The sequence below is a fragment of the Herbaspirillum sp. BH-1 genome (assembly GCF_002870055.1).
In the GTDB taxonomy this organism is placed as follows: Bacteria; Pseudomonadota; Gammaproteobacteria; order Burkholderiales; family Burkholderiaceae_D; genus Herbaspirillum; species Herbaspirillum frisingense.
Genome location: NZ_PKOI01000013.1, coordinates 87,117 through 112,730 on the forward strand (window position 1 = coordinate 87,117; position 25,614 = coordinate 112,730).

The 25,614-nt window shown below is 63.1% G+C and carries 29 protein-coding genes; 21 read left to right on the forward strand and 8 right to left on the reverse strand.

From position 1 onward, the window contains the following. Positions 1-63 precede the first annotated feature (63 nt). Both HBH1_RS17095 and HBH1_RS17100 read right to left on the reverse strand, forming a co-directional pair. Positions 64-834: a DUF3108 domain-containing protein gene (locus tag HBH1_RS17095; protein WP_102663713.1), complete on the reverse strand. Its 771-nt coding sequence runs from the start codon at positions 832-834 to the stop codon at positions 64-66. 196 nt (positions 835-1,030) lie between these two features. Next, on the reverse strand, positions 1,031-2,173 hold the full coding sequence (locus HBH1_RS17100; protein WP_102663714.1) for a DUF3108 domain-containing protein: 1,143 nt from the start codon (positions 2,171-2,173) through the stop codon (positions 1,031-1,033). 123 nt (positions 2,174-2,296) lie between these two features. On the opposite strand from HBH1_RS17100, the gene HBH1_RS17105 reads away from it, so the two are divergent. From HBH1_RS17105 to rfaE2, 4 genes are all read left to right on the forward strand, one after another. After that, the gene (locus HBH1_RS17105) at positions 2,297-3,610 is read left to right on the forward strand and encodes a branched-chain amino acid ABC transporter substrate-binding protein (protein ID WP_102663755.1); all 1,314 of its coding nucleotides are present in this window, start codon (positions 2,297-2,299) and stop codon (positions 3,608-3,610) included. 29 nt (positions 3,611-3,639) lie between these two features. Continuing rightward, entirely contained in the window at positions 3,640-4,533 is an 894-nt protein-coding gene (locus tag HBH1_RS17110) for a PhaM family polyhydroxyalkanoate granule multifunctional regulatory protein (RefSeq protein WP_102663715.1), read from the forward strand. A 138-nt stretch (positions 4,534-4,671) separates the two neighbouring features. Continuing rightward, complete coding sequence (locus tag HBH1_RS17115) at positions 4,672-5,526, forward strand: diiron oxygenase (RefSeq protein WP_006461501.1); 855 nt, start codon at positions 4,672-4,674, stop codon at positions 5,524-5,526. 142 nt (positions 5,527-5,668) lie between these two features. After that, the gene (rfaE2, locus tag HBH1_RS17120; RefSeq protein ID WP_006461502.1) at positions 5,669-6,151 is read left to right on the forward strand and encodes a D-glycero-beta-D-manno-heptose 1-phosphate adenylyltransferase; all 483 of its coding nucleotides are present in this window, start codon (positions 5,669-5,671) and stop codon (positions 6,149-6,151) included. Between the two features lie 96 nt (positions 6,152-6,247). Here the strand turns inward: rfaE2 and HBH1_RS17125 are convergent, their stop codons facing one another. Together HBH1_RS17125 and HBH1_RS17130 are read right to left on the reverse strand one after the other, a co-directional pair. Then, entirely contained in the window at positions 6,248-6,754 is a 507-nt protein-coding gene (locus HBH1_RS17125) for a copper chaperone PCu(A)C (RefSeq protein WP_102663716.1), read from the reverse strand. 100 nt (positions 6,755-6,854) lie between these two features. Beyond that, positions 6,855-7,232 carry a DUF2946 family protein gene (locus HBH1_RS17130; protein ID WP_102663717.1) on the reverse strand — a complete coding sequence of 126 codons (378 nt, stop codon included), beginning with the start codon at positions 7,230-7,232 and terminating at the stop codon, positions 6,855-6,857. A 256-nt stretch (positions 7,233-7,488) separates the two neighbouring features. On the opposite strand from HBH1_RS17130, the gene HBH1_RS17135 reads away from it, so the two are divergent. The 4 genes from HBH1_RS17135 to HBH1_RS17150 all read left to right on the forward strand — a co-directional run bounded on the left by HBH1_RS17135 (position 7,489) and on the right by HBH1_RS17150 (position 11,389). Further along, the gene (locus HBH1_RS17135) at positions 7,489-8,469 is read left to right on the forward strand and encodes an ABC transporter substrate-binding protein (RefSeq protein ID WP_102663718.1); all 981 of its coding nucleotides are present in this window, start codon (positions 7,489-7,491) and stop codon (positions 8,467-8,469) included. 129 nt (positions 8,470-8,598) lie between these two features. Beyond that, positions 8,599-9,570 (forward strand): ABC transporter substrate-binding protein, encoded by a 972-nt coding sequence (locus tag HBH1_RS17140; RefSeq protein WP_102663719.1) that lies wholly within the window; start codon positions 8,599-8,601, stop codon positions 9,568-9,570. A 129-nt stretch (positions 9,571-9,699) separates the two neighbouring features. After that, positions 9,700-10,593 (forward strand): ABC transporter permease, encoded by an 894-nt coding sequence (locus HBH1_RS17145; protein ID WP_006461507.1) that lies wholly within the window; start codon positions 9,700-9,702, stop codon positions 10,591-10,593. Position 10,594: 1 nt separating this feature from the next. Next, positions 10,595-11,389, forward strand: coding sequence for an ABC transporter ATP-binding protein (locus HBH1_RS17150; RefSeq protein ID WP_102663720.1), 795 nt, complete (start codon positions 10,595-10,597; stop codon positions 11,387-11,389). A 70-nt stretch (positions 11,390-11,459) separates the two neighbouring features. On the opposite strand, the gene HBH1_RS17155 is transcribed toward HBH1_RS17150, so the two are convergent. Next, positions 11,460-11,942 carry a tRNA (cytidine(34)-2'-O)-methyltransferase gene (locus HBH1_RS17155; RefSeq protein ID WP_006461509.1) on the reverse strand — a complete coding sequence of 161 codons (483 nt, stop codon included), beginning with the start codon at positions 11,940-11,942 and terminating at the stop codon, positions 11,460-11,462. Positions 11,943-12,000: 58 nt separating this feature from the next. Next, entirely contained in the window at positions 12,001-12,897 is an 897-nt protein-coding gene (locus HBH1_RS17160; RefSeq protein WP_102663721.1) for a ComF family protein, read from the reverse strand. Between the two features lie 102 nt (positions 12,898-12,999). On the opposite strand from HBH1_RS17160, the gene HBH1_RS17165 reads away from it, so the two are divergent. The 8 genes from HBH1_RS17165 to HBH1_RS17195 all read left to right on the forward strand — a co-directional run bounded on the left by HBH1_RS17165 (position 13,000) and on the right by HBH1_RS17195 (position 19,717). Continuing rightward, entirely contained in the window at positions 13,000-13,950 is a 951-nt protein-coding gene (locus HBH1_RS17165) for a methyltransferase domain-containing protein (RefSeq protein ID WP_077236089.1), read from the forward strand. A 452-nt stretch (positions 13,951-14,402) separates the two neighbouring features. Next, entirely contained in the window at positions 14,403-14,873 is a 471-nt protein-coding gene (locus HBH1_RS17170; protein WP_006461512.1) for a DUF2244 domain-containing protein, read from the forward strand. 22 nt (positions 14,874-14,895) lie between these two features. After that, positions 14,896-16,056, forward strand: coding sequence for a cytochrome c oxidase subunit II (coxB, locus tag HBH1_RS17175; RefSeq protein WP_077236087.1), 1,161 nt, complete (start codon positions 14,896-14,898; stop codon positions 16,054-16,056). An 18-nt stretch (positions 16,057-16,074) separates the two neighbouring features. Continuing rightward, positions 16,075-17,709, forward strand: a complete 1,635-nt coding sequence (ctaD, locus tag HBH1_RS17180; RefSeq protein WP_102663722.1) for a cytochrome c oxidase subunit I — start codon at positions 16,075-16,077, stop codon at positions 17,707-17,709. Positions 17,710-17,748: 39 nt separating this feature from the next. Beyond that, positions 17,749-17,859, forward strand: coding sequence for a cytochrome oxidase small assembly protein (locus HBH1_RS25475; RefSeq protein WP_006461515.1), 111 nt, complete (start codon positions 17,749-17,751; stop codon positions 17,857-17,859). Beyond that, entirely contained in the window at positions 17,856-18,428 is a 573-nt protein-coding gene (locus tag HBH1_RS17185) for a cytochrome c oxidase assembly protein (protein ID WP_039873973.1), read from the forward strand. The genes HBH1_RS25475 and HBH1_RS17185 overlap by 4 nt, the downstream gene beginning before the upstream one ends. Positions 18,429-18,456: 28 nt before the next feature. After that, positions 18,457-18,687: a DUF2970 domain-containing protein gene (locus HBH1_RS17190; RefSeq protein ID WP_006461517.1), complete on the forward strand. Its 231-nt coding sequence runs from the start codon at positions 18,457-18,459 to the stop codon at positions 18,685-18,687. 169 nt (positions 18,688-18,856) lie between these two features. After that, positions 18,857-19,717: a cytochrome c oxidase subunit 3 gene (locus HBH1_RS17195; protein WP_039873976.1), complete on the forward strand. Its 861-nt coding sequence runs from the start codon at positions 18,857-18,859 to the stop codon at positions 19,715-19,717. A gap of 83 nt (positions 19,718-19,800) precedes the next feature. Here HBH1_RS17195 and HBH1_RS17200 read toward each other — a convergent pair whose 3' ends face one another. Next, positions 19,801-20,001 carry a twin transmembrane helix small protein gene (locus HBH1_RS17200; protein ID WP_006461519.1) on the reverse strand — a complete coding sequence of 67 codons (201 nt, stop codon included), beginning with the start codon at positions 19,999-20,001 and terminating at the stop codon, positions 19,801-19,803. Positions 20,002-20,106: 105 nt separating this feature from the next. Between HBH1_RS17200 and HBH1_RS17205 the strand changes: the two genes are divergently transcribed. Genes HBH1_RS17205 through HBH1_RS17225 form a run of 5 tightly spaced genes read left to right on the forward strand, consistent with a single transcriptional unit; the run spans position 20,107 to position 24,105 of the window. Beyond that, on the forward strand, positions 20,107-20,829 hold the full coding sequence (locus tag HBH1_RS17205; protein WP_102663723.1) for an SURF1 family protein: 723 nt from the start codon (positions 20,107-20,109) through the stop codon (positions 20,827-20,829). Then, positions 20,816-21,442 (forward strand): SCO family protein, encoded by a 627-nt coding sequence (locus tag HBH1_RS17210; RefSeq protein WP_102663724.1) that lies wholly within the window; start codon positions 20,816-20,818, stop codon positions 21,440-21,442. The genes HBH1_RS17205 and HBH1_RS17210 overlap by 14 nt, the downstream gene beginning before the upstream one ends. 41 nt (positions 21,443-21,483) lie before the next feature. Continuing rightward, positions 21,484-22,620: a COX15/CtaA family protein gene (locus HBH1_RS17215; RefSeq protein WP_102663725.1), complete on the forward strand. Its 1,137-nt coding sequence runs from the start codon at positions 21,484-21,486 to the stop codon at positions 22,618-22,620. Continuing rightward, the gene (gene cyoE, locus HBH1_RS17220; RefSeq protein ID WP_006461523.1) at positions 22,617-23,510 is read left to right on the forward strand and encodes a heme o synthase; all 894 of its coding nucleotides are present in this window, start codon (positions 22,617-22,619) and stop codon (positions 23,508-23,510) included. The genes HBH1_RS17215 and cyoE overlap by 4 nt, the downstream gene beginning before the upstream one ends. A 4-nt stretch (positions 23,511-23,514) precedes the next feature. After that, positions 23,515-24,105, forward strand: coding sequence for an SCO family protein (locus tag HBH1_RS17225; RefSeq protein WP_077236082.1), 591 nt, complete (start codon positions 23,515-23,517; stop codon positions 24,103-24,105). Positions 24,106-24,204: 99 nt separating this feature from the next. Here HBH1_RS17225 and rpoH read toward each other — a convergent pair whose 3' ends face one another. Then, the gene (rpoH, locus tag HBH1_RS17230; RefSeq protein WP_077236081.1) at positions 24,205-25,104 is read right to left on the reverse strand and encodes an RNA polymerase sigma factor RpoH; all 900 of its coding nucleotides are present in this window, start codon (positions 25,102-25,104) and stop codon (positions 24,205-24,207) included. Positions 25,105-25,614 lie beyond the last annotated feature (510 nt).

Here is a 25,614-nt window from a genome sequence, read left to right on the forward strand (position 1 = left end):
GACGCGGGGCCTGGCGGCATCCCTGCCGGCCAGGCCCCGCACCTTGTGTGAACAGGCCCCAGCTTAGTTGGTTTTGCTGACCGAATCCAGCACCTGCTCGATATAGTCGCCATTGGGATCGGTGAATTTCAGGCGTACCGGATACCACTCCATCTTGGGGGCCAGCCAGATATCGAGTTTCTGGGCCTGGTCGTCCGGCGGCGGGTTGCGGAACAGGTGCAGCGCCTCGGTTTCGCCCTGGGCGGTCTTGATCTTTTCGCGACCGATCACCTTGAAGGTCCACTGTTCGGCATCACGCGGGCCGGCCACGAAGAACTTCCACTCCGAACCCGGCTTCATCTTCGCGGCATTGGCGCGCGCGATGGCCACGAACTGCCAGGTGATGCCGGTGCGATCCTGTTCGCCACCCTGCAGCGGGAAACTCTCGCCGGATTCGGTGAAGGTGATCTTGTTCTGCTCGCGGTTGAAGGTGGTGGTGGTGGGTTCGCGACGCAGGCGCTTTTCCACAAAACGGGACGGCGCCAGGCCGTAGGCATCGATGGTGCCTTCGCTGCTGGTTTCCAAGATCTTGCCCAGGAGCATCGCCCGGGTCTCGGTGGTGACACTGTAGGCGGTCTTGCTCTGGGTCCACTTCACCAGGCCCTCACCCTTGAGGTCGAGTCCGCTCTGCTTGGCCTGGATGGCATAGTGCAGCTCGGCCGACGGCGGCAGATTGAAGGGACGCTTTTCGACCGGGTGCGGGCCGTCGGCGGCCAGCAGCGGGCCACTGGCCAGCAGGCCGGCCAGGGTCAGGGCGGAAAATCGTGTCAGGAGGCGGTGGGGGAAACGGTTCATGGCGAGCTCTTCGTAGGGGTCTCTGTGGATGGGTTCGGGCCATCGGGATGGCAGACAGCGGATGGCTTTCGGAGCGGTCGGAAATCCTATGACTAGGGATACGACTGCGATCATCGCTGCCGGTTCGGCTATCCCGGGAACGCAATTGTGCGCAATTGTTTCGGATTTTGACAGGACTTCGCGAATGCGGCAGGACTCATGGCGGCAAGGCTTCCATGCCGGAGAGCGACAGGTCGATGAAATCTCCTCCCCGGGAAGGTGGCTCGGTATAGCGCACCCGGACCGGATACCACTCGTGCTGGGGCGCCAGCCAGATGTCGACGCGATCCTCATAAGAGCCGGGTTTGGGCATACGGACCACATGCCAGGTATGCAACTGCCCGATGGGTAGCGTCACGTCTTCCTCGCCCTGCACCTGCATGCGCCAGACCTCGCCATCGCGCACGCCCGCCACGAACATGTCGATCACCGCACCGGCCCGGAATTGCGCGGGGTCGCCGCGACCGATCGCAGCCAGCTGCCAGATCACGCTGCCGCGATCCTGTTCGCCGCCGCGTCGCGGATAGGTGGTGGTCGAGGCAGAAAAGCTGACCACGTTGCGCTCGCGGTTGAAGTGGGTGTTGGTGGCCGACTTGAAGCCGGTCTGTTCGGTGTACAGCTCGGGTGACAGGCCATTTCCATCCAGGTCGCCCTGGCTGGTGAAGTTGAGTACGGTGAACACCAGGACCTTGGCCTTGCCCTCGACGCTGTAGTGAGGGCCGTCATTGCGCCAGGCGATGCTGCCTCGGCCGTAGCTGGCCCGTCCATCCTTGGTGCCGGTGGCGTCGTAGCGCAGCAGTACGCTGGGTGGTGCGCTGGTCTGGTAGGACTTGCCGGGCGCATCGCCTTGGGCTTGGCCGCCCTCGGCGGCGGCGCCCGCCGTGCCCTGGCCCTTGCCATCCGAGGTCTTGCCAGTGCCATCGTCCGATGCCGTGGCCGTCGCGGTGGCGGGCGTGGAATGCGGCGCTTCGGGGGCGGGCGTATAGATGGGCTCGACGGTCTCCCGTATCGGTTCATCAGGCGGTTCGATGGAGGGCTCGCTGCGACGCGCCGGCGCGGCTGGACGACTGGCCGGCTTGGCTGCACGCGGTTGCGTCGGTCTGGGAACCGGCAGCGCCACCGGTTGCTCGGGGGGCGGCAGGGGGCGCAGTTCCACGGTCATGGCCTGTTCCTGCGTGGCACCCGGCAGGATGATCTGGCGCCGGCCCCAGTCCACCAGCAGGGCGTGCAGCGCCAGGCTCAGTGCGATCAGCAGCAGCAGGCGCGGCCAGCGCCGGGGTGGGTGGGAAACTTCGCTCATGTGCGCCAGTTTATCGGATCACGCCGGCAGCGTCGTGGGGGCGGAGATCAAAAGAGCGGCCATTCAAACAACGTACAATGCGCGTTTGCGCCTTTGTTCTGTTGACGCTGTCTCTTTCGAATGATGAACCTGTCCTTGTCCTTCCGTCTGCTCTCCCTCGCGGCGCTGCTCGCGTCCTCGCTTTCACTGTCATCGCCGGCACATGCAGTGCAGGGCGTACAGGGCACGCCTGCCTTGCCACCGGTACGCATCGGCATGATCGATGGTCTTTCCGGCCCCTTTGCCAATGCCGGCGAGGCCGTGGTGCGCAATATCAGCTATGCCATCGAACGGATCAACGCGCGCGGTGGCGTCAGCCTGCCCGATGGCAAGCACCTGCTGCAGCTTTCCACCTTCGACAACAAGCTCGGCGTGGAAGACTCGCTGGTGCAATTGCGCCAGTTGACCGACGAGCGCATCCCCTTCCTGATCGAGGGCAACAGCTCGGCGGTGGCGGCGGCCCTGATCGACGCGATCAACAAGCACAACCAGCGTGAACCGGATCGCCGCGTGCTGTTCCTGAACTATTCGGCGGTGGACCCGACGCTGACCAATGAGAAGTGCAGCTTCTGGCACTTCCGCTTCGATGCCAGCGCCGACATGCGCATGCAGGCCCTGACCGAGGCCATCAAGGCCGATCCCGCGGCCCGCAAGGTCTACCTGATCGGCCAGGACTACAGCTTCGGGCGCCAGGTCGCCAAGGCCGCCCGTGAGCAACTGGCGGCCAAGCGGCCCGACATCGCCATCGTCGGCGATGAGCTGCACCCCATTGGCAAGATCAAGGATTTTGCCCCCTACATCGCCAAGATGCGCAGCGCCGGGGCGGACGCCGTCATCACCGGCAACTGGGGCAATGACCTCACCCTGCTGGTGAAGGCCGCGCGCGATGCCGGCTTCAAGGCCAAGTTCTATACCTTCTATGCCAACAGCCTGGGCGCGCCGGCGGCCATTGGCGAGGCCGGCGTGGGCGTGGTGCGGGCGGTGGCGGAGTGGCATCCCAATGCGGGCGGGAACCCCGGCTCGCCCAGCGATGCCTACTATCAGGAATTCCGCAAACGCTATCCCCAGCCCAAGGATGACTACCTCTACCTGCGCATGCAGGTCATGATCGAGATGCTGGTCAAGGCCATCGAAAAGGCCAGGAGCACCGATCCCAAGGCGGTTGCATATGCCCTGGAAGGCGCGCATTATCAGAACGCTTTCCACCAGGCCACGATGCGGGCCGAGGATCACCAGCTGATCCAGCCGCTGTACCTGATGCAGATGCAGCGTGCCGATAGCGGCGGCATCCGCTTCGACAATGAGGGCAGCGGCTATGGATTCCGTACCGAGCGCTTCATCCCGGCCGAGCAGACCGCACTGCCGAGCTCATGCCGGATGCAGCGCCCGCCGCGCTGACGACCAGAACACGACAACAGGAGCGACCAATGCTGAACCACGACAAGATGCCGGGCGCCGGCTCGGTAGGCGATACCATCGAATTCATGAAGAAGATGTGGAGCAGCATGGGCGCCCCGGCCATGGCCACGCCCTCGCTTTCGGTGGAGGATATCAACAAGAAGATCTCCGACCTCAAGACCGTCGCCTCCTGGCTGGAGCTGAACCTGAACATGCTCAAGGCCACCATCCAGACCCTGGAAGTGCAGAGCGCCACCTTGTCCACCCTGCAGGCCATGAGCGCCATCATGGCCTCGCGCGGAACCCCGGAAGCCGCCGCCGGCAACGATGCCGATGAGGAGGCGGCCACGCCGCCGCCGTTCCCCTTTGGCTTCCCCCTGTGGCCCGGTGCCGCTGCTGCTGCTGATGCTGCTGACGCCGAGCCTGAGCCCGCAGCCGACGAGCCCGAGGAAGCCCCGGCAGAGGCGGAGCCCGAGCTTGCAGCAGGACCAGACCGCCAGCCCGAAACGGCCACGCCAGGGGAAGAGGGCGGTTTCACTATCCCGCCCGCGCCCGATTTCCAGTCCGCCATCGCCAATCCCAACGCCTGGTGGAATGTGTTGCAGGAGCAATTCACGCATGCCGTCGGCAATGTGATGGCCGGCGCCCAGGCCGACCAGGAGCCCTTGTTGAAGCCCGCCAAGGCGCCCAAGCCGGCCAAGCGTAGCGAAAATAAGACAGTGTCACCAAAGTCCAAGGCCAGCCCCAAAGCCAAGCCGGCTGGCGCTCCCAAGGCTGGCAAAGCGGTCAAGGCGGCGCCGAAGAAGCCACCGGTCAAGAAAGCCCCGAAGAGCGCGGTAAATACGAGCGCCCCGGCCCGGACGGCTGTTGTACAATCCCGGCAAAACAAGAAGCCAGCCTCCCGCAAGCCAATCTCCCCCTGATCCTCGCCATGGCACTGCCTGGCCCTGGGCGCAGACGCGTCCGGCCGGCTGTCATATTGCTGAAACCTGAGCGTTTTAGTATGGTTCAGGAAAATCTTGTTAAAATCAAACACTTAACGCATATAGGTCCCTACTGAGATGCTGTACCCAGAATTGTTCAAATCGCTAGAGCAGGTCCGTTGGAATATGGATAAGGATATTCCCTGGGACAAGTTCGACGCTTCCTTGCTCACCGACGAACAGGCGCAGACCATCCGCATGAATGCCATCACGGAATGGTCGGCACTGCCGGCGACCGAGATGTTCCTGCGCGACAATCGCGGGGACAGCGATTTTTCGGCATTCATGTCGGTATGGTTCTTCGAGGAACAGAAGCACTCGCTGGTGCTGATGGAATACCTGCGCCGTTTCCGTCCGGACATGTGCCCGACCGAAGAAGAACTGCACAACGTGCGTTTCGAGTTCGATCCCGCCCCGCCGCTGGAAACCCTGATGCTGCACTTCTGTGGCGAGATCCGCCTGAACCACTGGTACCGCTGCGCCGCCGACTGGCACACCGAACCGGTCATCAAGCAGATCTACAAGATCATCAGCCAGGATGAAGCCCGCCACGGTGGCGCCTATCTGCGCTACATGAAGAAGGCCCTGAACGAAGTGGGCGACAAGGCCCGTGCGGCCTTCGCCAAGATCGGTGTCTTGATGGCATCGGCCCGCCGCACCGAGAAGCCGCTGCACCCGACCAACCTGCACGTGAACCAGGCGCTGTTCCCCAACGACACCGTGCAAAGCCGCCTGCCCGATCCGGAATGGCTGGAACGCTGGCTGGACAACCAGATCAAGTTCGACGGCGAATGGGAAAAGAAGGTCGTGGACCGCATCCTGCACAACATGTCGCTGCTGTTCGAACGTACCTTCAGCAACGTCCAGGAGCTGAACCGCTACCGCAAGGAAGTGACCCAGCGCATCCTGCCGGCGGGCGCTGCCGCAGCCTGAGTGCGGATGCAGCACACCGGGTAGCACAGGCAGTACAATCGCAAGCCGCAACCCAGGTTGCGGCTTTTTTCATGGGATGCGCCGCCTTCCGCTCCACGGCGCGCCCATCTGATCCACCCCACAGCCAACCCAGCTCACCACGATGGCCGATTTCGAATCCAAACTCTGCACCCGCGAAGAACTCAAGGCCCGCGTGGCCCAACTGCCCAAGCCGGTGGTGATGACCAATGGCGTGTTCGACATCCTGCATCGCGGCCATGTGACCTATCTGGCCCAGGCCCGCGCCCAGGGTGCTTCGCTGGTCGTGGCGGCCAATACCGATGCCTCGGTCAAGCGGCTGGGCAAGGGGGATGACCGTCCCATCAATAGCTGCGAAGACCGCATGGCGGTGCTGGCGGCGCTGGAATCGGTGGCGCTGGTGGTGCCCTTCGACGAAGACACGGCGCTGGAAGCCGTGCAGGAAGCGCATCCGGATATCTATGTCAAAGGCGGCGACTACGACATGCACGCCATCCCCGAAGGCCAGGCGGTGGCGGCCTATGGCGGCCAGGTACTGGCGATCGCTTTCGAACATGACCGCTCCACCAGCAAGCTGCTGGCCAAGGTGCGCAAGCTGGCCGGCTGAATCCGCCACTGAAGAACGTAAACGACAAGGCCGGCAGGAGCATCGCTCGCTGCCGGCCTTGTCGTTTCAGGCGATGGCCCGCCGGGCCGGGGTGGCTCAGTGGTGCATGTGTCCCTTCATGTCATCCTTGGCGCCAGCCGCCGCAGGGTCCTCGACATTGACGACGACCTCGATCTTGCCGGCCTTCTCGAAGCTCAGGGTGAGCGGGATCTTTTCGCCCGCCTGGAGCGGCTTGGACAGGCCCATCAGCATGATGTGGTAGCCATTGCCGGGTTGCATGGCGATCTTCTGGCCGGGTTTGATTTCCAGTCCGCCATCGACTTCGCGCATCTTCATCAGATTGCCTTCCATGGCCATGGTGTGGATTTCACCACTCTTGGCGACCGGCGAGGAAACGCCCACCAGGCGGTCCGCAGCACTGCCCTTGTTCTCGATGCTGATGTAGGCGCCGGCGGCCGGCTGGCCGGGTACCGTGGCCCGCGCGTAGGGATGGCCGATTTCCAGTTGGCCCAGCTTGAAGCTGTGGGCCTGCGACAGGGGCGCAGCGGCCAGCAGGGCAGCGGTGAGGGCCAGGCCGGCGCAGCGTTGGAAGAAATGTTTCATATTGTTTAGTCCTTTTTTCCTATTTGAATCCTGATCGGGCGGGCTAGCCGTGTCGTGATGGCATGGCCCGCGTAAGAAAGCCTGGTACGGGGAAATCCGATCAGGCCGGAGGCGCGCGCGCCTGCGGAGTCAGTGACGTCGGACTGGCCGAGCGCCCGGTGGAGGCCAATAGTGCCAGCGGGTAACTGATGCCCGGCACGGCATCGGCGTGGAAGGCGGCGGTCGGTGCGGTCGCCGCATGCTGGCTGCCGCAGCACAGCGGGCAATGGCTGGCGGCCAGGTGGGCGGGGCCGTTGCCGGTGTTGCCGCCCACGCTGCAGATGGCCATGGCCGGCGCTTCACGGGCGGTGCGCGCCATCGCCTGCTGCCACCAGGGCGCCGCGACCATGGTTAACACCAATGACAGGCAGGCCCATGCCGCGAGCCAGGGGCGGCGCGATGCAGCCGATGCAGTCAATGGAGAAGGGCGCGAAGACATGGGCTGCGATTATAACAACGGTTGATGCACTGTCTGTGCGTCGCCAGGATTGCTCAGGGTGTCTGCATAACGAATGCGAGTGTGTCACTCGCGGGCGCGGATCCTGCCAACAGGCAGGGCCGACGGCCGCCTCTGGAGCGGGCCAAACATGCGTCTTTTATGCGCCGTTCCAAATTGATTGTTCACATCCGCTAGGCTAGACTTACCGTCTTTCGGGTTTTTGGGTAATCCATCCACATTTTTCTAGGGAGACTGCATGTCCTACAACAACAAGCTGACACTGCGCGCAATGGTCGCCGCCCTGTCCCTGGCTGCCGTCTGCGCAGCCCCGGCCATGGCTGCCGACAAGTCGGTCGCGGTGACCGCCATCGTCGAACACCCGGCCCTGGATGCCGTGCGTGACGGCGTGAAGGACGAGTTGAAGGAAGAAGGCTTCGAAGCCGGCAAGAACCTGAAGTGGGAATACCAGAGCGCCCAGGGCAACACCGGCACCGCCGCCCAGATCGCCCGCAAGTTCGTCGGTGACAAGCCCGATGTCATCGTCGCCATCGCCACCCCGTCGGCCCAGGCCCTGGTGGCCGCCACCAAGAGCATCCCGGTGGTCTATTCCGGCGTGACCGATCCGGTCGCGGCCCAGCTGGTGAAGGACTGGAAGGCCTCCGGCACCAACGTCACGGGCGTGTCCGACCTGCTGGAACTGGACAAGCAGATCGACCTGATCAAGCGCGTAGTGCCCAATGCCAAGCGCGTGGGCATGGTCTACAACCCGGGCGAAGCCAACTCCGCCGTGGTGGTCAAGGCCCTCAAGGAGCTGCTGGCCAAGTCCAACATGACCCTGGTGGAAGCCGCTGCACCGCGTTCGGTGGACGTCGGTTCGGCCGCCAAGAGCCTGATCGGCAAGGTCGACGTGATCTATACCAACACCGACAACAACGTGGTCTCGGCCTATGAAGCACTGGTCAAGGTCGGCAACGATGCCAAGATCCCGCTGGTGGCCTCCGACACCGACAGCGTCAAGCGTGGCGCCATCGCCGCCCTGGGCGTGAATTACTACGACCTGGGTCGCCAGACCGGCAAGGTGGTCGGCCGCATCCTCAAGGGTGAAAAGCCGGGCGACATCGCCTCGGCCACCAGCAGCAAGCTGGAGCTGTTCGTCAATACCGCCGCCGCGCAGAAGCAGGGTGTGACCCTCTCGCCGGAACTGGTGAATTCGGCCAAGACCGTCATCAAGCAATAAAGTGAACCTGTCGATCCCGCTGCAAGGCGGGATCGGCACATCAGGCGCCCTGCTGCCTGCGACCAGAACGAACAGGATGCCCGGCCACGATCATGCCGAGGCACCGACTACCATCATGAGGAGATGAACATGTTTGCCCTGTCCCAATCCCTGCGCGCCATCGCCGGTGCGCTGGCGCTGAGCGCCGTATGTGCCTCGGCCCTGGCTGCCGAGAAGGTGGTGGCCATCACTTCCTTCGTCGAACACCCGGCGCTGGACGCCGTGCGCGACGGCACCAAGGACGAACTGATCGCCGAAGGCTTCGAGCCCGGCAAGAACCTGAAGTGGGATTTCCAGAGTGCCCAGGCCAATGCCGGTACCGCCGGCCAGATCGCCAAGAAGTTCGTCGGTGACAACCCCGACGTGATCGTCGCCATCGGCACCCCGTCGGCACAACCGATGGTGGCCGCCACCAGGAGCATCCCCATCGTCTATTCGGCCATCGCCGACCCCATGGCCGCCCAGCTGGTCAAGGACTGGAAGCCCTCCGGTACCAACGTGACCGGCCTGTCGCACATGCTGAACCCGGTCAAGCAGGTCGAGGTGATCACGCGCGTGGTGCCCGAGGCCAAGCGCGTCGGAGTGGTTTACAATCCGGGCGAAGCCAATTCCGTGTCGGCCCTGAACAACCTCAAGGGCGAGCTGCAGAAAGCCGGCTTCACCCTGGTGGAAGCCGCTGCACCGCGCTCGGTGGACGTGGCCCCGGCCGCCAAGAGCCTGATCGGCAAGATCGACGTGATGTACACCACCACCGACAACAACGTGGTCTCGGTCTTCGAGTCGCTGGCCAAGGTCTGCAACGATGCCAAGATCCCGCTGATCGCCTCCGATACCGGCAGTGTCAAGCGCGGCGCCGTGGCGGCGCTGGGCGTGAATTTCTACGATATGGGCCGCCAGACCGGCAAGGTGGTGGCACGTATCCTGAAGGGCGAGAAGGCCGGCGATATCGCCTCGTCGCCCGTCAAGAACCTGGAGCTGTACGTCAATACCTCGGCGGCGCAAAAGCAGGGCGTGACCCTGTCGCCGGAGTTCCTGAAGTCGGCCACCAAGGTGCTCAACTAAGCTTGTCCTGACGGTCCGGACATGCACCGCCGGCGGCTGCATCACCCTTGCCGCGGCCGGCGTAACGCAGAAGACATTCGGCATGGCGTATCGCGCCGTGCCGAATGTGTTTTTTAAGAAAGCCTTTTTATGTCGCTGTATACCCTCTTGGGCGCCCTGGAGATCGGCCTGATCTTCAGCCTGGTGGCCCTCGGAGTGCTGATTTCCTTCCGCATTCTGGTTTTTCCTGACCTTACCGTCGATGGCTCCTTCCCGCTGGGCGGCGCCGTGGCGGCCACGATGATCGCGGCCGGCTTCAATCCCTTCCTGGCCACCTTCGTGGCGCTGCTGGCCGGCGCCCTGGCCGGTTTCACCACCGCCTGGCTGAACGTGCGCCTGAAGATCATGGACCTGCTGGCCAGTATCCTGATGATGATCGCGCTGTACTCGATCAACCTGCGCGTGATGGGCAAGCCCAACGTTCCGCTCATTTCCGAGCCGACCATCTTCACCATCCTGCAGCCGGAGGCGATCCCCGACTACGTCGCCCGTCCGCTGATCCTGCTGGTGGTGGTGGCCATCGCCAAACTGATGCTGGACTGGTTCTTCTCCTCCGAGATCGGCCTGGCCATGCGTGCCACCGGCGCCAACGCCCGCATGGCGCGCGCCCAGGGCATCGCCACCGGCCGCGCCACGCTGGCCGGCATGGCGCTGGCCAACGCCCTCGTCGCACTGGCCGGCGCGCTGTTCGCCCAGACCCAGGGCGGCTCCGATATCTCCATGGGCATCGGTACCATCGTCATCGGCCTGGCGGCCGTGATCATCGGCGAGAACATCCTGCCGGCGCGCCGCCTGGTGTGGACCACCCTGGCGGTGATCCTGGGCGCCATCCTGTATCGCTTCTTCATCGCCCTGGCGCTCAACAGCGACTTCATCGGCCTGCAGGCGCAGGACCTGAACCTGGTGACGGCCGTGCTGGTGATGCTGGCGCTGGTGCTGCCCATGGGCAAGCGCAAGCTCAAACTGCTGAGAAAGGGAGCCTGAGATGTTGAAAGCCACCGATCTCAAGATCACCTTCAATCCCGGTACCCCCATCGAGAACCCGGCCCTGCGCGGCCTCTCGCTGGAAATCCCGACCGGCCAGTTCGTGGCCGTGATCGGCTCCAACGGTGCCGGCAAGTCGACCTTCCTCAATGCCATCTCCGGTGACCTGCTGGTCGATACCGGCAAGATCGAGATCGACAGCACCGATGTCACCCGCAAGCAGGCATGGGACCGTGCCGGTCTGGTGGCGCGTGTCTTCCAGGACCCGATGGCCGGCACCTGCGAAGCGCTGACCATCGAGGAAAACATGGCCCTGGCCATGGCGCGTGGTCGCCGTCGCGGTTTCCACTTCGCCATTCGCGGCAAGATGCGCGAGCTGTTCCGCGAGAAGCTCTCCATTCTCAACCTGGGTCTGGAGAATCGCCTGACCGACCGCATCGGCCTGCTCTCCGGCGGCCAGCGCCAGGCGGTGAGCCTGCTGATGGCGTCGCTGCAACCCTCGCGCATCCTGCTGCTGGACGAGCACACTGCCGCGCTGGACCCCAAGACCGCTGCCTTCGTCCTGGAGCTGACCGCCAAGATCGTCGCCGAGAGCAAGCTGACCACCATGATGGTGACCCACAGCATGCGCCAGGCGCTGGACTACGGCGACCGCACCGTGATGCTGCACCAGGGGCGCGTGGTGCTGGACGTCTCCGGTCCGGAACGCGCCGGGCTGGACGTGCCGGACCTGCTGAAGATGTTCGAGCAGACGCGCGGGGAGAAACTTTCCGACGATGCCCTGCTGCTGGGGTGATCCCCGGTAGTTGACGCTGCAAACGAGAACGGCTCCCTCGGGAGCCGTTTTTCATGGGCGCGAGCGGTAATCAGCTACCGCCGTCATAGCCATTCTGTCGCCAGGCCTCATAGACCACCACCGCCACCGTATTGGACAGGTTGATGCTGCGATTGCCCGGGCGCATCGGCAGGCGGATGCGTTGCGTCGTGGGGAAGGATTCGCGCCGCTCCGGCGCCAGTCCCCGCGTTTCGGAGCCGAAGACGAAGGTGTCGCCAGGACGGAAGGCCAGCCCGGCGAAAGGCGTCGAGCCATGGGTGGTCATGGCGAACATGCGGGTTTCATCGAACTGCGGGTCTTCACGCCGGTGCGCCAGGAAGCTGTCCCAGTCGGGGTGCACCTGCATGTTGGCGTATTCGTGATAGTCCAGCCCGGCGCGCCGCATCTTGGCGTCGTCCAGCGGAAAGCCGAGCGGCTCGACCAGATGCAGTTGCGCGCCGGTATTGGCGCACAGGCGGATGATGTTGCCGGTATTGGGAGGGATCTCCGGCTCGACCAGGACGACGTGGAACAAAAGACTCTCCTGCGGGGAAATGGGACAAGCAATAAAGGGAATAAGGGGAACAGCCCGCTCAGGTCGGCAGGGTGCGTGCAAAGACCAGGTTGGTCACCCGGCGCGCGCCGTGCCGCTTGAGCACGATCGCCACTTCATTCAAGGTGGCGCCGGTGGTCATGACATCGTCGACGATGCCCACGTGCAGGCCGCGTACCTGGTCCATCGCTGCGAAGGGCAGGGCGAAGGCCGAGCGTACGTTGCGGGCCCGTGCGCCTACCGGTAGCGCTGATTGCGCCTGGGTTTCCTTCTTGCGCTCCAGCAGGCGGCCATTGAGGGGGATCTCCAGCATCCGTGAAAGGGGCTTGGCAATCTCCAGCGCCTGGTTGAAGCCGCGCTCCTGCAGCCGTGCCAGTCCCAGCGGTACCGGTGCCAGCAGGACCGGCATGGCCAGCTGCACATCACTGCCGGGGACCGGGTTGCGACGCGAGGAGTCAAAGATCAGGCGGGCCAGCAAGGGCGCCAGGCGCAGGTCTGCGCCGAATTTCAGGGCCAGCGCCAGCTGGTCGGACGGCGCGAAGTAATCGGTGGCGACAATGGTGGCGTCGAAGGCCGGGCGATCCTTGAGACAGGCGCCGCAGCGCAGTTCCTTGCCGGTCACCGGCATCGGCAGGGCGCACTGGATGCAGCGCCGGTGCTGGCGGGTATAGAAGCGCTTGTGACAGGGCGCGCACAGCGTCTCGCGCCCGGCCGCGCCGCACAGCGCGCAGGACGAGGGCAGCAACTGCGGCATCTGCGCCAGCAGCCGCTGCAGCCAGCCGGGACCGGCCGGCTTGCCCGAATTCGACGGTTTCGACTGTTTCGACGACATGGACGGCTTCGACGACGTCAGCGGCTTACCAGTGACGGCGCGATAAGCGCCGGCAGGCTTGGCCTGGGCCGGTTTGGCAGGGGAAGTTGGCGGTTTGGGGTCCATGCGTGCGGCGCCCGGGAAAAATGGATTTCGACTAAACTACGCGCATTATCGCATCAGCCCTCCCGGATCTGCTGCCCCTCTGTTTCCCTACACCCGATCCCGATGTCCCTGCCGCCGCCTACAGCCAGCGCCAAGCTGAGCGCTCCCATCGATCTGCCCCTGGTGCGTCGCCGTTTCGGCCAGCCGCAACGGGTGGCCGAGTCCGATTTCCTGCGTCGCGAAGTGTCGGCGCGCATGCAGGAGCGCCTGGCCCTGGTGAAGATAGAACCGCGCGAGGTACTCGACGCCGGTTGCGGCGAAGGTGCCGACCTGCCGGTGCTTCAGAAGCGTTACCCCGAGGCCAGCGTGATCGGCCTGGATGGTGCCTACGGCATGCTGGCCCGCGCCGCCGAGCACCAGCGTGGTGCGCAGACGGCCATGAACCGGCTCTTCGGCTCCATCAACAAATGGCTGGGCGCTGGCCCTGGTGCCGGCGCCAACGGTCCGCAACTGGCCTGCGCCGATTTCGCCCAGCTGCCGCTGGCCGCCAATGCGCTGGACCTGGTCTGGTCCAACCTGGCCCTGCACTGGCACCCCCAGCCCGACCGGGTATTTGCCGAGTGGCGCCGGGTGCTGCGGGTGGAAGGGCTGCTGATGTTTTCCTGTTTCGGTCCCGATACCCTGCGCGAGGTCCGCAGCGCCTTCGAGAGCATCGATCTTGCACCGCACACCTTGCCCTTCGTCGACATGCACGACTTTGGCGACATGCTGGTCAATGCCGGCTTCTCCACGCCCGTCATGGACATGGAGACCATTACCGTGACCTATGAAACCCCTCAGCGCCTGCTGGAAGACGTGCGTGCCTGGGGCGGCAATCCCCTCGAATCGCGGCGCCGCAGCATGATGAGCCGCCATCAGTACCAGCGCCTGCTGGCGGCCTTCGACGCCATGCGCAAGCCCGACGGCAAGATCCCGCTGACCTTCGAGATCGTCTATGGCCACGCCTTCCGTCCGGTCCCCAAGACCACGGCGGCCGGGGAGAGCATCATCCGTTTCGAACGGCCCCCGCGATAGGCGCTTGGTCCGCCACTTTATCCGTTGCTTCATATAAGGCTTAGTCGCACAGCACTATCTGGCTGTGCGCATAGTTGCTGTATCGTGACGCCCGGCCTCACCTCTGCATATCCTGTTGCTGCCCGCCAAGCCAGGCCCATGGCCGCTGTGCGGAAGGCGGCGGGGTGCGCTGGTGCGGCCGCCAGCGCCGCCGTTGTCAATGCGGCGGTGCGTGCTTGATCCATGGCGACGTTAGCCCTTATACTCAAATGGGTAAAAAAATTCACACAAAGAAATTCCAGCACGAACAAATAGCAAGAATAAATAAAGACCGCAAAACGGATAGCCACGGATAGCGCCAAGACCAGGCAGGCCACCCAGCAAGACCGGGCCGCCCCCGCCATCCAGTGAGTGATCCTGCAGCGGATCGAAACAGAGACACGCTCGACCGACAATCATGCTGGCGAGGTGCTATGGAGACGCGGGAATGGATATTGAAGCGCAATTGTTCGATTGCGCCACGTCAGCTGGCGTGGGTCTTCGCAATCCTTTGTACGGTTTCACTCACGGTCGCGCTGGGCTTCACGCTCCACGGCGCCTGGACCATCCTGTTTTTTTCAGTCATTGAATTATTGGCGGTGGGCGCGGCCATGCTGGTCTACGCCCGTCACGCCACGGATCGCGAAGTAGTGATGCTGGTCGATGATGGCCTGGTGGTCGAACTCTTCCAGGGTAGTCATCGGCATCGCAGCAAATTGCAGTTGCATGGCATGCGCATCGCTTTTCCAGCAGGACGCCAGGCACTGGTGGCCCTGGAGAGCCGGGGGCAGCGCGTGGAAGTGGGACGGTTCATGAGCGAGTGGAAGCGATACGAATTCGCGCAGGAGCTGGAGCGCGCACTCTCCGCCAGGGCCGGCGGGACGGCTGCACTCTCATTCTTATAATTTTGGGCTTTTGAGGAAATCCATGAAACTTGCGAAGCGCCTTCAATCCCTGACCCTCGGTGCCTCGCTGCTGGCAGCCGGCTTGCCGGCCTGGGCAGTGGTGGACAGTCCGGGGGGACCGGCCGTGCTGCAGATGAACTTCCAGCCGCCGGTGACCAAGATCGCCGAGCAGATCTACGACCTGCACATCCTGATGCTGATCATCTGCCTGGTGATCTTCGTGGCGGTGTTCGGGGTGATGTTCTATTCCATCATCAAGCACCGCAAATCGGTCGGCCACAAGGCCGCCACCTTCCACGAAAGCACGACCGTGGAAATCGCCTGGACCGTGGTGCCATTCCTGATCGTGATCGGCATGGCCTTGCCGGCGACCAAGACGGTGGTCGCCATGAAGGACACCTCCAACGCCGACCTCACCATCAAGGTCACCGGCATGCAATGGAAGTGGGGCTACGACTACCTCAAGGGCGAAGGGGAAGGCATTTCCTTCCTCTCCAACCTGGCCACGCCGCGCGAGCAGATCACCGATCCCTCGCTGAAGAAGAACGACAACTACCTCATCGAGGTGGACAACCCCGTCGTGGTGCCGGTCAACAAGAAGGTGCGCATCGTCACCACCGCCAACGACGTGATCCACTCCTGGACCATCCCCGCCTTCGGCGTGAAGCAGGATGCCATCCCCGGCTTCGTGCGCGATACCTGGTTCCGTGCCGAGAAGATCGGCACCTATCGCGGCCAGTGCGTGGAACTGTGCGGCAAGGATCACGCCTTCATGCCCATCGTGGTCAACGTGGTCAGTGATGACGACTACAAGAAGTGGGTCGACGAAAAGAAGAAGGAAATGGCCGCCAAGGCCGATGACCCCACCAAGACCTGGACCGTGGACGAGTTGAAGCAGCGTGGCGAAAAGGTCTATGCCGCCAACTGCGTGACCTGCCACCAGGCCAACGGCAAGGGTCTGCCGGGCGCCTTCCCGGCGCTCGATGGCAGCCCGGTGGTCAATGGCCCCAGGGCTGACCAGATCCACCTGGTGCTCAACGGCAAGAACGCCATGCCGCCCTGGAAGGGCTCGCTCAACGACACCGAGATCGCCGCCGTCATCACCTACACGCGCAACGCCTGGTCCAACAAGGCCGCGGAAAACATCGTGCAGCCGGCCGAAGTGCTGGCCGCCCGCAAGTAATCGTTTGGAGAACCGGACATGACTACCACTGTCGACCACGCCCCCGACCATTCCCACGATCACGATCACGGGCATGGGCATGCTCACGACGATCACCACGATCATGCGCACGATCACCCCCACGGCTGGCGGCGCTGGCTCTTCGCCACCAACCACAAGGACATCGGCACGCTCTACCTGTGGTTCTCGTTCACCATGCTGCTCTCGGGCGGGGTGCTGGCGCTACTGATCCGGGCCGAGCTGTTCCATCCCGGTCTGCAATTCTTCCGTCCCGAATTCTTCAACCAGTTGACCACCATGCACGGCCTGGTGATGGTGTTCGGCGCGATCATGCCGGCCTTCGTGGGCTTCGCCAACTGGATGATCCCGCTGCAGATCGGCGCCTCCGACATGGCCTTTGCGCGGATGAACAACTTCTCCTTCTGGCTGCTGCCACCGGCCGCCCTGCTGCTGGCGGGTTCGTTCCTGGTGCCGGGTGGCGCCACCGCCGCCGGCTGGACGCTGTATGCGCCGCTGTCGACCCAGATGGGGCCGGGCATGGACATGGGCATCTTCGCCATGCACATCATGGGTGCCTCTTCCATCATGGGCTCGATCAACATCATCGTCACCATCCTCAACATGCGTGCGCCCGGCATGACGCTGATGAAGATGCCCATGTTCTGCTGGACCTGGCTGATCACCGCCTATCTGCTCATCGCCGTCATGCCGGTGCTGGCCGGTGCCATCACCATGACGCTGACCGACCGTCACTTCGGTACCTCCTTCTTCAACGCCGCCGGCGGTGGTGACCCGGTGATGTACCAGCACATCTTCTGGTTCTTCGGTCACCCCGAGGTCTACATCATGATCTTGCCGGCCTTCGGCATCGTCTCGCAGATCATCCCGGCCTTCGCCCGCAAGCCGCTGTTCGGCTATGCCTCAATGGTGTATGCGACCGCCTCGATCGCGATCCTGTCCTTCATCGTCTGGGCGCACCACATGTTCACCACCGGCATGCCGGTGACCGCGCAGCTGTTCTTCATGTACGCCACCATGTTGATTGCCGTGCCCACCGGCGTGAAGATATTCAACTGGATCGCCACCATGTGGCGCGGCTCGATGACCTTCGAGACGCCGATGCTGTTCTCGGTGGGCTTCATCTTCGTCTTCACCATGGGCGGCTTCACCGGCCTGATCCTGGCGGTCACGCCCATCGACATCCAGATGCAGGACACCTATTACGTGGTGGCCCACTTCCACTACGTGCTGGTGGCCGGTTCCCTGTTTGCGCTCTTCGCCGGTTACTACTACTGGGGTCCTAAGTGGACCGGCTACATGTACAACGAATGGCGCGGCAAGTTCCACTTCTGGGCCTCGCTGATCACCTTCAACGTGACCTTCTTCCCGATGCACTTCCTGGGTCTGGCCGGCATGCCGCGTCGCTATGCCGACTACCCGGCGCAGTTCACCGATTTCAACATGGTCGCCTCCATCGGGGCCTTCGGTTTCGGCCTGTCGCAGGTGTACTTCCTGTTCTTCGTGGTGATCCCGTCCATCAAGGGCGGCCAGAAGGCCGAAGCCAAGCCCTGGGATGGCGCCGAAGGCCTGGAGTGGACCGTGCCCAGCCCGGCGCCCTTCCACACCTTTGAAGAACCGCCGGTGGTGAAGTAAGCGCCTGTGGACAAGACAACCTACGTCAACGGAGCCGCCATGAGCGAACGCAAGAAGCCCAACAACCTGCGTACCGGCCTGCTGCTGGGGCTGGTGGCGCTGGCCTTCTTCGTGGGTATTTTCATCAACCGTATCTGGTTCGCCAAATGACTCGTCCATCGGATCAGGAGCAACAAGCAGAAGAGCGTGGCCTGAACCGCACGATGCTCAGGAAGCTGGTCGTGGTGGCGGTACTGATGTTCGGTTTCGGTTACGCGCTGATCCCGGTCTATCGCAAGATCTGTGAGGTGACCGGGGTGAATTTCCTCACCCCCAAGGACGTGACGGTAGAGGCGCCGGCCAATACGCAGATCGACAAGACGCGCACGATCACGGTGGAGTTCGATGGCAATGCCCAGGGACCGTGGCGTTTCCGGCCGACGGTGACCAGCATGCAGGTACATCCGGGTGAGATGACGCAAGTCACCTACGAGGTGGTCAATACCCAGGCGCGCAATGTCGACGCCCAGGCCATCCCCAGCTATGCGCCGCAGCAATCGGCGGCCTTCTTCAAGAAGGTGGAGTGCTTCTGCTTCACCCAGCAGACGCTGGGGCCCAACCAGGCCAAGCAGATGCCGGTGGTGTTCTATATCGATCCGAAGTTGCCCAAGGAGGTGACCACGATCACGCTGTCCTATACCTTCTTCGAGATCAACGGCAAGGACAAGACGGCAGGCTGAAGCAGGGTTGGCCCTGCGAGGAGACGGTTTGGACGATGAGCTGAAACAGGCGGCGCAGCGCAAGGCCTCGTTCGGCGCGACGATGAAGGCGGTGTTCTGGTCCTTCTTCGGCGTGCGCAAGCGCAAGGATTACGAATCGGATGCCGCCAGGCTCAATCCGGTGCACGTGATCATCGCCGGCATCCTCGGCGCGGCCATCTTCATTGCCATCCTGGTGACCATCGTCAAGCTGGTGGTGGCCAGTGCGGCGGGTGGCTAGGTGGGTGGGGAGGCGCATGGGACGTGGGTGGCCATTGAGCGGGCCGGCAGAGGCAGCGATGGATTTGAGCATTAGGAAAAAGTGAACCTGGAACGCAATGGCATTCACCACAGATGAATGCAGCACCAGACCAGGCAACCGTAATCGGATTTCGTACCGGGAGAAGAACATGAGTTCTCAGCAAGCCAAGGCGCCCCATTATTTCGTTCCAGGCCCGTCGCGCTGGCCGATGATGGCAGGCATTTCCATGCTCATCACCATGATCGGGGCCTCGGCCTGGGTCAACGGGGTGTCGTGGGCGCCCTATGTCAACATCCTCGGCATCCTGATGGTGTTGGTGGTGCTGTATTACTGGTTCGGCGACGCCATCGGCGAATCCGAGTCCGGTCTCTACAGCGAGCGCATCGACCTCTCCTATCGCTGGAGCATGAGCTGGTTCATCTTCTCGGAGGTGATGTTCTTCGCCGCCTTCTTCGGTGCGCTGTTCTATGCCCGCAGCATCACCATGCCCTGGCTGGCTGACCTCGATCACAAGCTGATCTGGCCCGACTTCGCCGGTCAGTGGGGCAATGTCGGCCCGGCGGGAACGGTGGAGAACTTCACCACCATGGGACCGTTCCCCATTCCCACCATCAACACCTTGCTGCTGCTGACCTCCGGCGTGACGCTGACCATTTCGCACCATGCGCTGCGCGCCGGTCATCGTACGCAGACGGCGGTGTGGCTGTTCCTCACCATCCTGCTGGGCGCGGTCTTCATGGGCTTCCAGGCCTACGAATACATCCACGCCTACCATGAGCTGAACCTGAAGCTGACCTCGGGCATCTACGGTTCCACCTTCTTCATGCTGACCGGCTTCCACGGCTTCCACGTGACCATGGGCGCGATCATGCTGTCGGTGGTGCTGTATCGCCTGCTGCGGGGGCACTTCACACCGACCCACCATTTCGCCTTCGAGGGTGCGGCCTGGTATTGGCACTTCGTGGACGTGGTGTGGCTGGGACTGTACGTGGTGGTGTACTGGCTGTAAGCCTGGTGAATTCCTGGCAATCCAGGTAGTCCAGTCAGGTGAGGGCCGCACTTCGGTGCGGCCTTTTCATGTGAGGGAAGGTTTCAGCGGATGCCGGTCGGCTGTATCCAGCCCAGCTTGTAGCTCAGCAGGATGAACAGGAACAGCGCCACCGAAAAGCCCACCCGCAAAGTCAGCGCCTGGACCGTGCGATTGCTCTTGCCCTTGTCGCGCATGAGGAAGATCAGTGCCGAGGCCAGGCTGGCCAGGATCAGGATGAAGGCGATGGCGACGATGATTTTCATGGCGGTAGAATTCCTGTCTCGGTCCGCTGGCTTGCGGTATGCTGCGTTGGTTTACTTAGTTTTTGCATCCCGTTTCCGAGGCCATTGTAAGGCCAAACTTCATCGATGCCGACCAGATTCCGCTTTCGCCTCATCCCCTTCTGCGCCACGTTGATCGTGGCCGCCGCCGGTATCGCGCTGGGCCAGTGGCAGAGTCATCGGGCGGCGGAGAAAACCGCCCTGCAGCAGCGCATGCAGGCGCGTGCCAGCGAAACGCCATTGCTGACCCTGCCTGCGGACGCGGTCGCAGGCGATATGGAATTCCGCCATATCAAGCTGCGTGGAGAGTTCGTTCCGCAGTGGACGCTCTATCTGGAAAATCGTCCCTACAATGGCGCCGTCGGGTTTCACGTGTTGACGCTATTCAAGCCGGAAGGCAGCCCGCAGGCCGTGGTCGTGGCGCGCGGCTGGGCGCCGCGTGATGCGGCCGATCGCACGCGGGTACCGCAGGTGGCACCACCTGCGGGTATGACGGAAGTGGAGGGCGTGCTGCGCCATGATGCCGGCCACGTGCTGCAGCTGGGCCAGGCCGATGCGCCCCGGCCGCAGGCCATCCTGCAGAATCTGGACATCCCCGCACTGGCGCAGGCCAGCGGCATGGCGCTTTCGCCGCTGGTGATAGAGCAGGGCGGTAAGCCCGGTGATGCGCTGGTACGCGACTGGCCCGCGCCTTCGCTGGGCATCGACCGCCATCGCGGCTATGCGGTGCAGTGGTATGCACTGGCCGCCATGGCATTGATTTTTTTCATCGTGACAGGATACAAACGTGGTCGTCATGACAAAGCCTGAAGTCCCGGCCAAGCCGGCGTCCCTGGAAGATGCGCGCCGTCGCCGCCTCGGTCGCTGGAAGATGCTGGCCATCGTGGCGGTCTGTGCTGCGCCGCTGATCGCCTCCTATTTCACCTACTACGTGATCAAGCCGCAGAGCCGCAACAACTACGGCGCCTTGATCGACCCGCGCCAGTATCCGATTCCGGACCTGGGCAGCAGCGCCATCGATGGCGGCCCCGCCAGGCTTGAGGACTACAAGGGCAAGTGGGTGATGCTGCAGGTGGATCGCGGCGAATGCGGCGCGCCCTGCCAGCAGAAACTGCTGACCATGCGCCAGCTGCGGCTGATGCAGGGCAAGGAGATGGAGCGCGTCGAACGCGTCTGGCTGGTGACCGATCGCGCACCCATCCAGACCCTGCTCCTGCGCGAATACGACGGAACCGATATCCTTCGGGTTGACGCCGGCAAATTGCAGTCCTGGTTGCCGGTCGATGCCGGTAGCTCGGTCGAAGACCACATCTACCTGATCGACCCGCTGGGCAATCTGATGATGCGCTTCCCCAAGGACCCCGATCCCGGCAAGATGAAGAAGGACATTTCCAAGCTGCTGCGCGCTTCGGCCATCGGGTGATGCCCGGGCCAGCACGCATGCTGACGCAAGTTTGAATCAAGATGAATGCAACGACGCTGATACAACTGGGCCTGACCGGGCTCGTGGTCGCCCTGATCCCCCTGGCGCTGGTCTCGCGCGCACAGGGCGTGGCCAACAAATACCGCAAGCTGGTGTGGGTGACGCTGTTCTTTACCTTCGACCTGATCATGTTCGGCGCCTTCACGCGCCTGACCGATTCCGGCCTCGGTTGCCCCGACTGGCCGGGTTGCTACAGCCACGCCAATCCGCTGCTGGCGCATGAACACATCAATGCCGCCCAGGAAGCCATGCCCTTCGGCCCGGTCACCTGGGCCAAGGCCTGGATCGAGATGATCCACCGTTATTTCGCCATGGCGGTAGGCTTCCTGATCATCGTGCTGATGGTGACGGGGTGGCGGCGCTGGATCAGATCGGGCAGGACCGAGCTGCAGTTCCGACCCTGGTTCCCTACGGCCCTGCTGGGCTTCGTCTGCCTGCAGGGGGCCTTCGGTGCCTGGACCGTGACGATGAAGCTGCAACCCGTCATCGTCACGATTCACCTGCTGCTGGGCCTGACATTGCTGGCCATGCTGGCCTGGCTGGGCGCGCGGCAGGAGACCCATGTGCCGGTCTCTGCGGCCGGGCGCGCCTTGATCGTGCCGGCTACCATCGGCGCCGCCCTGCTGGCGCTGCAGATCGCGCTGGGGGGCTGGGTCAGTACCAACTATGCAGCGCTGGCCTGTTCCGATTTCCCGCTCTGCAATGGCCAGCTGGTACCGCAGATGGACTTCGAGCACGGCTTTACCCTGTGGCGCCACCTCGGTATGACCTCGGCCGGCGACTACCTGCCGGTCGAAGCGCTGACCGCGATCCACTGGGTGCACCGCAGTTTTGCCTTTGTCGTGATCTTGTATGTTGTATGGCTGGCACACCGCGCCCTGCGTGACGAGGGCTTGCGCAAGACCGCCCGCTGGATGCTGATCGTGCTGGGTTTGCAGCTCTGTACCGGTCTGGCGACCATCTATCTGAACTGGCCGCTGGCCATTGCCGTGGTCCATAACGGCGGCGCGGCGCTGCTGGTCATCCTCATGGTCATGTTAAACTACAAGGTCCGTTACGCACCCTCCGGCCTGGCCGTCGCTGCTCCACCAGCATCCGCCCGGCCCGTCACGCCATGACCACACTGACCGCCCAACCCAACCGCATCGCCCAGTACTGGGCACTGACCAAGCCGCGTGTGACGCAGCTGGCCGTGTTCTGTGCCGTGATCGGCATGTTCCTCTCCACGCCTGATCTGCCGGATTGGCACAAGGTCATCTTCGGGACGGTCGGCATCTGGCTCCTGGCCGGGGCCGCCTTCGCCATCAACTGCCTGGTCGAGCGCGAGATCGATTCGCGCATGGCCCGCACCGCCCGCCGGCCACTGGCGCGCGGCGAAATCACGGTGCCGCAGACGCTGGTGTTCTCTGGCGTACTCGGCGGCCTGGGCATGTGGGTGCTGTACAACCTGGTCAATCCGCTGACCATGTGGCTGACCTTCGCCACCTTCGTCGGCTACGCCATCATCTACACCATCATCCTCAAGCCCGCCACCTCGCAGAACATCGTCATCGGCGGCCTGGCCGGCGCCATGCCACCCGCCCTGGGCTGGGCTGCGATCGCCAACGACGTACCGATGCAGGCCTGGGTGCTGGTGATGATCATCTTCATCTGGACGCCACCCCACTTCTGGGCGCTGGCCATGTACCGCCGTGACGACTACGCCAAGTCTGGCCTGCCCATGTTGCCCATCACGCACGGCATGGATGTGACCAAGTTGCACATCCTGATGTACACCATCGCGCTCTTCGCCGTGAGCCTGCTGCCCTTCGCCATCGGCATGAGCGGCCTGATCTATCTGGCCACGGCGGTCGTGCTGGGCGCGATCTTCTTCTGGTATTCCTGGCAGATCTATCGCCGCTACACCGACCTGATCGCGCGCAAGGCCTTCGCCTATTCCATCGTCTACCTGTCCATCCTGTTCGCGGTGCTGCTGGTGGATCACTATTTCCTGTTCCGCGGTTTCTGAGCCCATGAAAAGATTTTTCTCGGCACTGCTGCTGGCCGGCTGCGCAACGCTGCTGGCGGCCTGCGGCCCGTCCAAGCCTGAGCTGAAGTTCAACAATACCGATGTCACCGGCCTGGACTACGCCAAAGACTTCGCCCTGACCGACCACAACGGCAAGCCGCGCACCCTGGCCGATTTCAAGGGCAAGGTGGTGGTCATGTTCTTCGGCTACACCCAATGCCCGGACGTCTGCCCGACCACCATGATCGAGATGGCCAATGTCATGAAGGAACTGGGGCCGGATGCGGACAAGGTGCAAGTGCTCTTCGTCACCGTCGATCCCGAGCGCGATACGCAGGAAGTGCTGTCGCAATACGTGCCAGCCTTCGACAAGCGTTTCCTGGGCCTGCGCGGTGACCTGCCGCAGACCGAGAAGGTCGCCAAGGAATTCAAGGTGTTCTACCAGAAGGTACCGGGCAAGCAGCCCGGCAGCTACACCATGGACCACACGGCCGGCAGCTATGTGTTCGATACCCAGGGCCACATCCGCCTGTTCGTCAAGCACGGCCAGGGACCGCAGACCCTAACGCATGACATCAAGCTGCTGTTGAACTGAGCCGCAGAGCTCATCCAGAGCTGGAAAAAAGAAAGGCGCCCGAGGGCGCCTTTCTTGTTGCTGCGATACGGATCAGTCGGATCAGCCGGATCAGCCGGCTCAGGAATAGGCCTGCAGCGCCGTCTTCATCTTCTTCAATGCGACCGCTTCGATCTGGCGAATACGTTCGGCCGATACACCGAACTCATCAGCCAGCTCATGCAGGGTGGCACCCGAACCATCGTCATTGGCCAGCCAGCGGGCTTCGACGATACGGCGCGAGCGGTCATCCAGCTTGGACAGTGCGGCTTCCAGACCTTCCGATTGCAGGCGATCGTACTGCTTGGCCTCGATCACACGGGTCGGTTCCGAATTGTCAGAGGACAGGTAGGCGATGGGTGCGAACTTGTCATCTTCATCATCGGTGGGCGACTCCAGGGCAATATCGCGACCGGACAGACGGGTTTCCATCTCGATCACTTCTTCGCGCTTGACGTCCAGGGTCTTGGCCAGCGCCTCGACCTGGGCCGGGGTCATCGCGTCCAGACCTTCCTTGTGGCTGCGCAGGTTGAAGAACAGCTTGCGCTGGGCCTTGGTGGTAGCAACCTTCACCAGACGCCAGTTCTTGAGGATGTACTCGTGGATCTCGGCCTTGATCCAGTGCATGGCGTAGGACACCAGACGCACGTTCTGCGCCGGATCGAAACGCTTGACCGCCTTCATCAGGCCGATGTTGCCTTCCTGGATCAGGTCGGCGTGCGGCAGGCCATAGCCCAGGTAACCACGGGCGATCGAGACGACCAGGCGCAGGTGCGACAACACCATCTTCTGGGCGGCGCCCAGGTCATTCTTTTCGCGCAGGTCGCGGGCCAGCTTGATTTCTTCCTCGTGGGTCAGCATGGGCAGGCGGTTCACTGCGGAAATATACGCGTCGATATTGCCCAGGCTGCCGGAAAAACCCAGCGCGAGTGCATTGGACTCGGCAGGCATGAGTGCAGTTTGTGCAGACGCAGTTTTCATGGATTCTCCTCGTTCCTAGCGGAAACAGTATGAAGCGGTAAGCTTGGGGGCCGGCGCCGGTGGCTTGGCGCGGCAGATGCGCAGCGGGCGCGCATCGTCTCGGTTTGTTGCAGTGCTCACATAAAACTGGAGCAATTCGATAAGGTATTCTAGCACTCGTCACCCCAGAGTGCTAATAGCATGATTGGGAAGCGTTGATAGCCGACGACTATTGCTGGTCAGTCCCTGATTGCATTATTTCCCCTTCATATTAGTCGCCTTTGGGCGACAAAAGTTGCGATGCGGGTCAAAAGCAGGCGAGAAACTTGTAACAATTTTTGCAGCGCGCCACGGGGCTGGAAAGAGGCAGACGCCAGGGCAAAAAAGGGAGCACAGACAGAAGTGCCGCCTTGCCGGCAAGGCCGGCGAGCACCCTTGGGAAGACGTACGAGACTTGGAATTATTGCAGGGCGAGGAGTTCCACCGACGTTTCCGATGCCAGAAAAGCCGAAGCCCGCTGCTGCGGGCTTC

Coding starts and splice junctions, on each gene's coding strand:
- HBH1_RS17095 (WP_102663713.1), bottom strand. CDS start 834: ATGAACCGTTTCCCCCACCGCCTCCTGACACGATTTTCCGCCCTGACC.
- HBH1_RS17100 (WP_102663714.1), bottom strand. CDS start 2,173: ATGAGCGAAGTTTCCCACCCACCCCGGCGCTGGCCGCGCCTGCTGCTG.
- HBH1_RS17105 (WP_102663755.1), top strand. CDS start 2,297: ATGAACCTGTCCTTGTCCTTCCGTCTGCTCTCCCTCGCGGCGCTGCTC.
- HBH1_RS17110 (WP_102663715.1), top strand. CDS start 3,640: ATGCTGAACCACGACAAGATGCCGGGCGCCGGCTCGGTAGGCGATACC.
- HBH1_RS17115 (WP_006461501.1), top strand. CDS start 4,672: ATGCTGTACCCAGAATTGTTCAAATCGCTAGAGCAGGTCCGTTGGAAT.
- rfaE2 (WP_006461502.1), top strand. CDS start 5,669: ATGGCCGATTTCGAATCCAAACTCTGCACCCGCGAAGAACTCAAGGCC.
- HBH1_RS17125 (WP_102663716.1), bottom strand. CDS start 6,754: ATGAAACATTTCTTCCAACGCTGCGCCGGCCTGGCCCTCACCGCTGCC.
- HBH1_RS17130 (WP_102663717.1), bottom strand. CDS start 7,232: ATGTCTTCGCGCCCTTCTCCATTGACTGCATCGGCTGCATCGCGCCGC.
- HBH1_RS17135 (WP_102663718.1), top strand. CDS start 7,489: ATGTCCTACAACAACAAGCTGACACTGCGCGCAATGGTCGCCGCCCTG.
- HBH1_RS17140 (WP_102663719.1), top strand. CDS start 8,599: ATGTTTGCCCTGTCCCAATCCCTGCGCGCCATCGCCGGTGCGCTGGCG.
- HBH1_RS17145 (WP_006461507.1), top strand. CDS start 9,700: ATGTCGCTGTATACCCTCTTGGGCGCCCTGGAGATCGGCCTGATCTTC.
- HBH1_RS17150 (WP_102663720.1), top strand. CDS start 10,595: ATGTTGAAAGCCACCGATCTCAAGATCACCTTCAATCCCGGTACCCCC.
- HBH1_RS17160 (WP_102663721.1), bottom strand. CDS start 12,897: ATGGACCCCAAACCGCCAACTTCCCCTGCCAAACCGGCCCAGGCCAAG.
- HBH1_RS17165 (WP_077236089.1), top strand. CDS start 13,000: ATGTCCCTGCCGCCGCCTACAGCCAGCGCCAAGCTGAGCGCTCCCATC.
- HBH1_RS17170 (WP_006461512.1), top strand. CDS start 14,403: ATGGAGACGCGGGAATGGATATTGAAGCGCAATTGTTCGATTGCGCCA.
- coxB (WP_077236087.1), top strand. CDS start 14,896: ATGAAACTTGCGAAGCGCCTTCAATCCCTGACCCTCGGTGCCTCGCTG.
- ctaD (WP_102663722.1), top strand. CDS start 16,075: ATGACTACCACTGTCGACCACGCCCCCGACCATTCCCACGATCACGAT.
- HBH1_RS25475 (WP_006461515.1), top strand. CDS start 17,749: ATGAGCGAACGCAAGAAGCCCAACAACCTGCGTACCGGCCTGCTGCTG.
- HBH1_RS17185 (WP_039873973.1), top strand. CDS start 17,856: ATGACTCGTCCATCGGATCAGGAGCAACAAGCAGAAGAGCGTGGCCTG.
- HBH1_RS17195 (WP_039873976.1), top strand. CDS start 18,857: ATGAGTTCTCAGCAAGCCAAGGCGCCCCATTATTTCGTTCCAGGCCCG.
- HBH1_RS17200 (WP_006461519.1), bottom strand. CDS start 20,001: ATGAAAATCATCGTCGCCATCGCCTTCATCCTGATCCTGGCCAGCCTG.
- HBH1_RS17205 (WP_102663723.1), top strand. CDS start 20,107: ATGCCGACCAGATTCCGCTTTCGCCTCATCCCCTTCTGCGCCACGTTG.
- HBH1_RS17210 (WP_102663724.1), top strand. CDS start 20,816: ATGACAAAGCCTGAAGTCCCGGCCAAGCCGGCGTCCCTGGAAGATGCG.
- HBH1_RS17215 (WP_102663725.1), top strand. CDS start 21,484: ATGAATGCAACGACGCTGATACAACTGGGCCTGACCGGGCTCGTGGTC.
- cyoE (WP_006461523.1), top strand. CDS start 22,617: ATGACCACACTGACCGCCCAACCCAACCGCATCGCCCAGTACTGGGCA.
- HBH1_RS17225 (WP_077236082.1), top strand. CDS start 23,515: ATGAAAAGATTTTTCTCGGCACTGCTGCTGGCCGGCTGCGCAACGCTG.
- rpoH (WP_077236081.1), bottom strand. CDS start 25,104: ATGAAAACTGCGTCTGCACAAACTGCACTCATGCCTGCCGAGTCCAAT.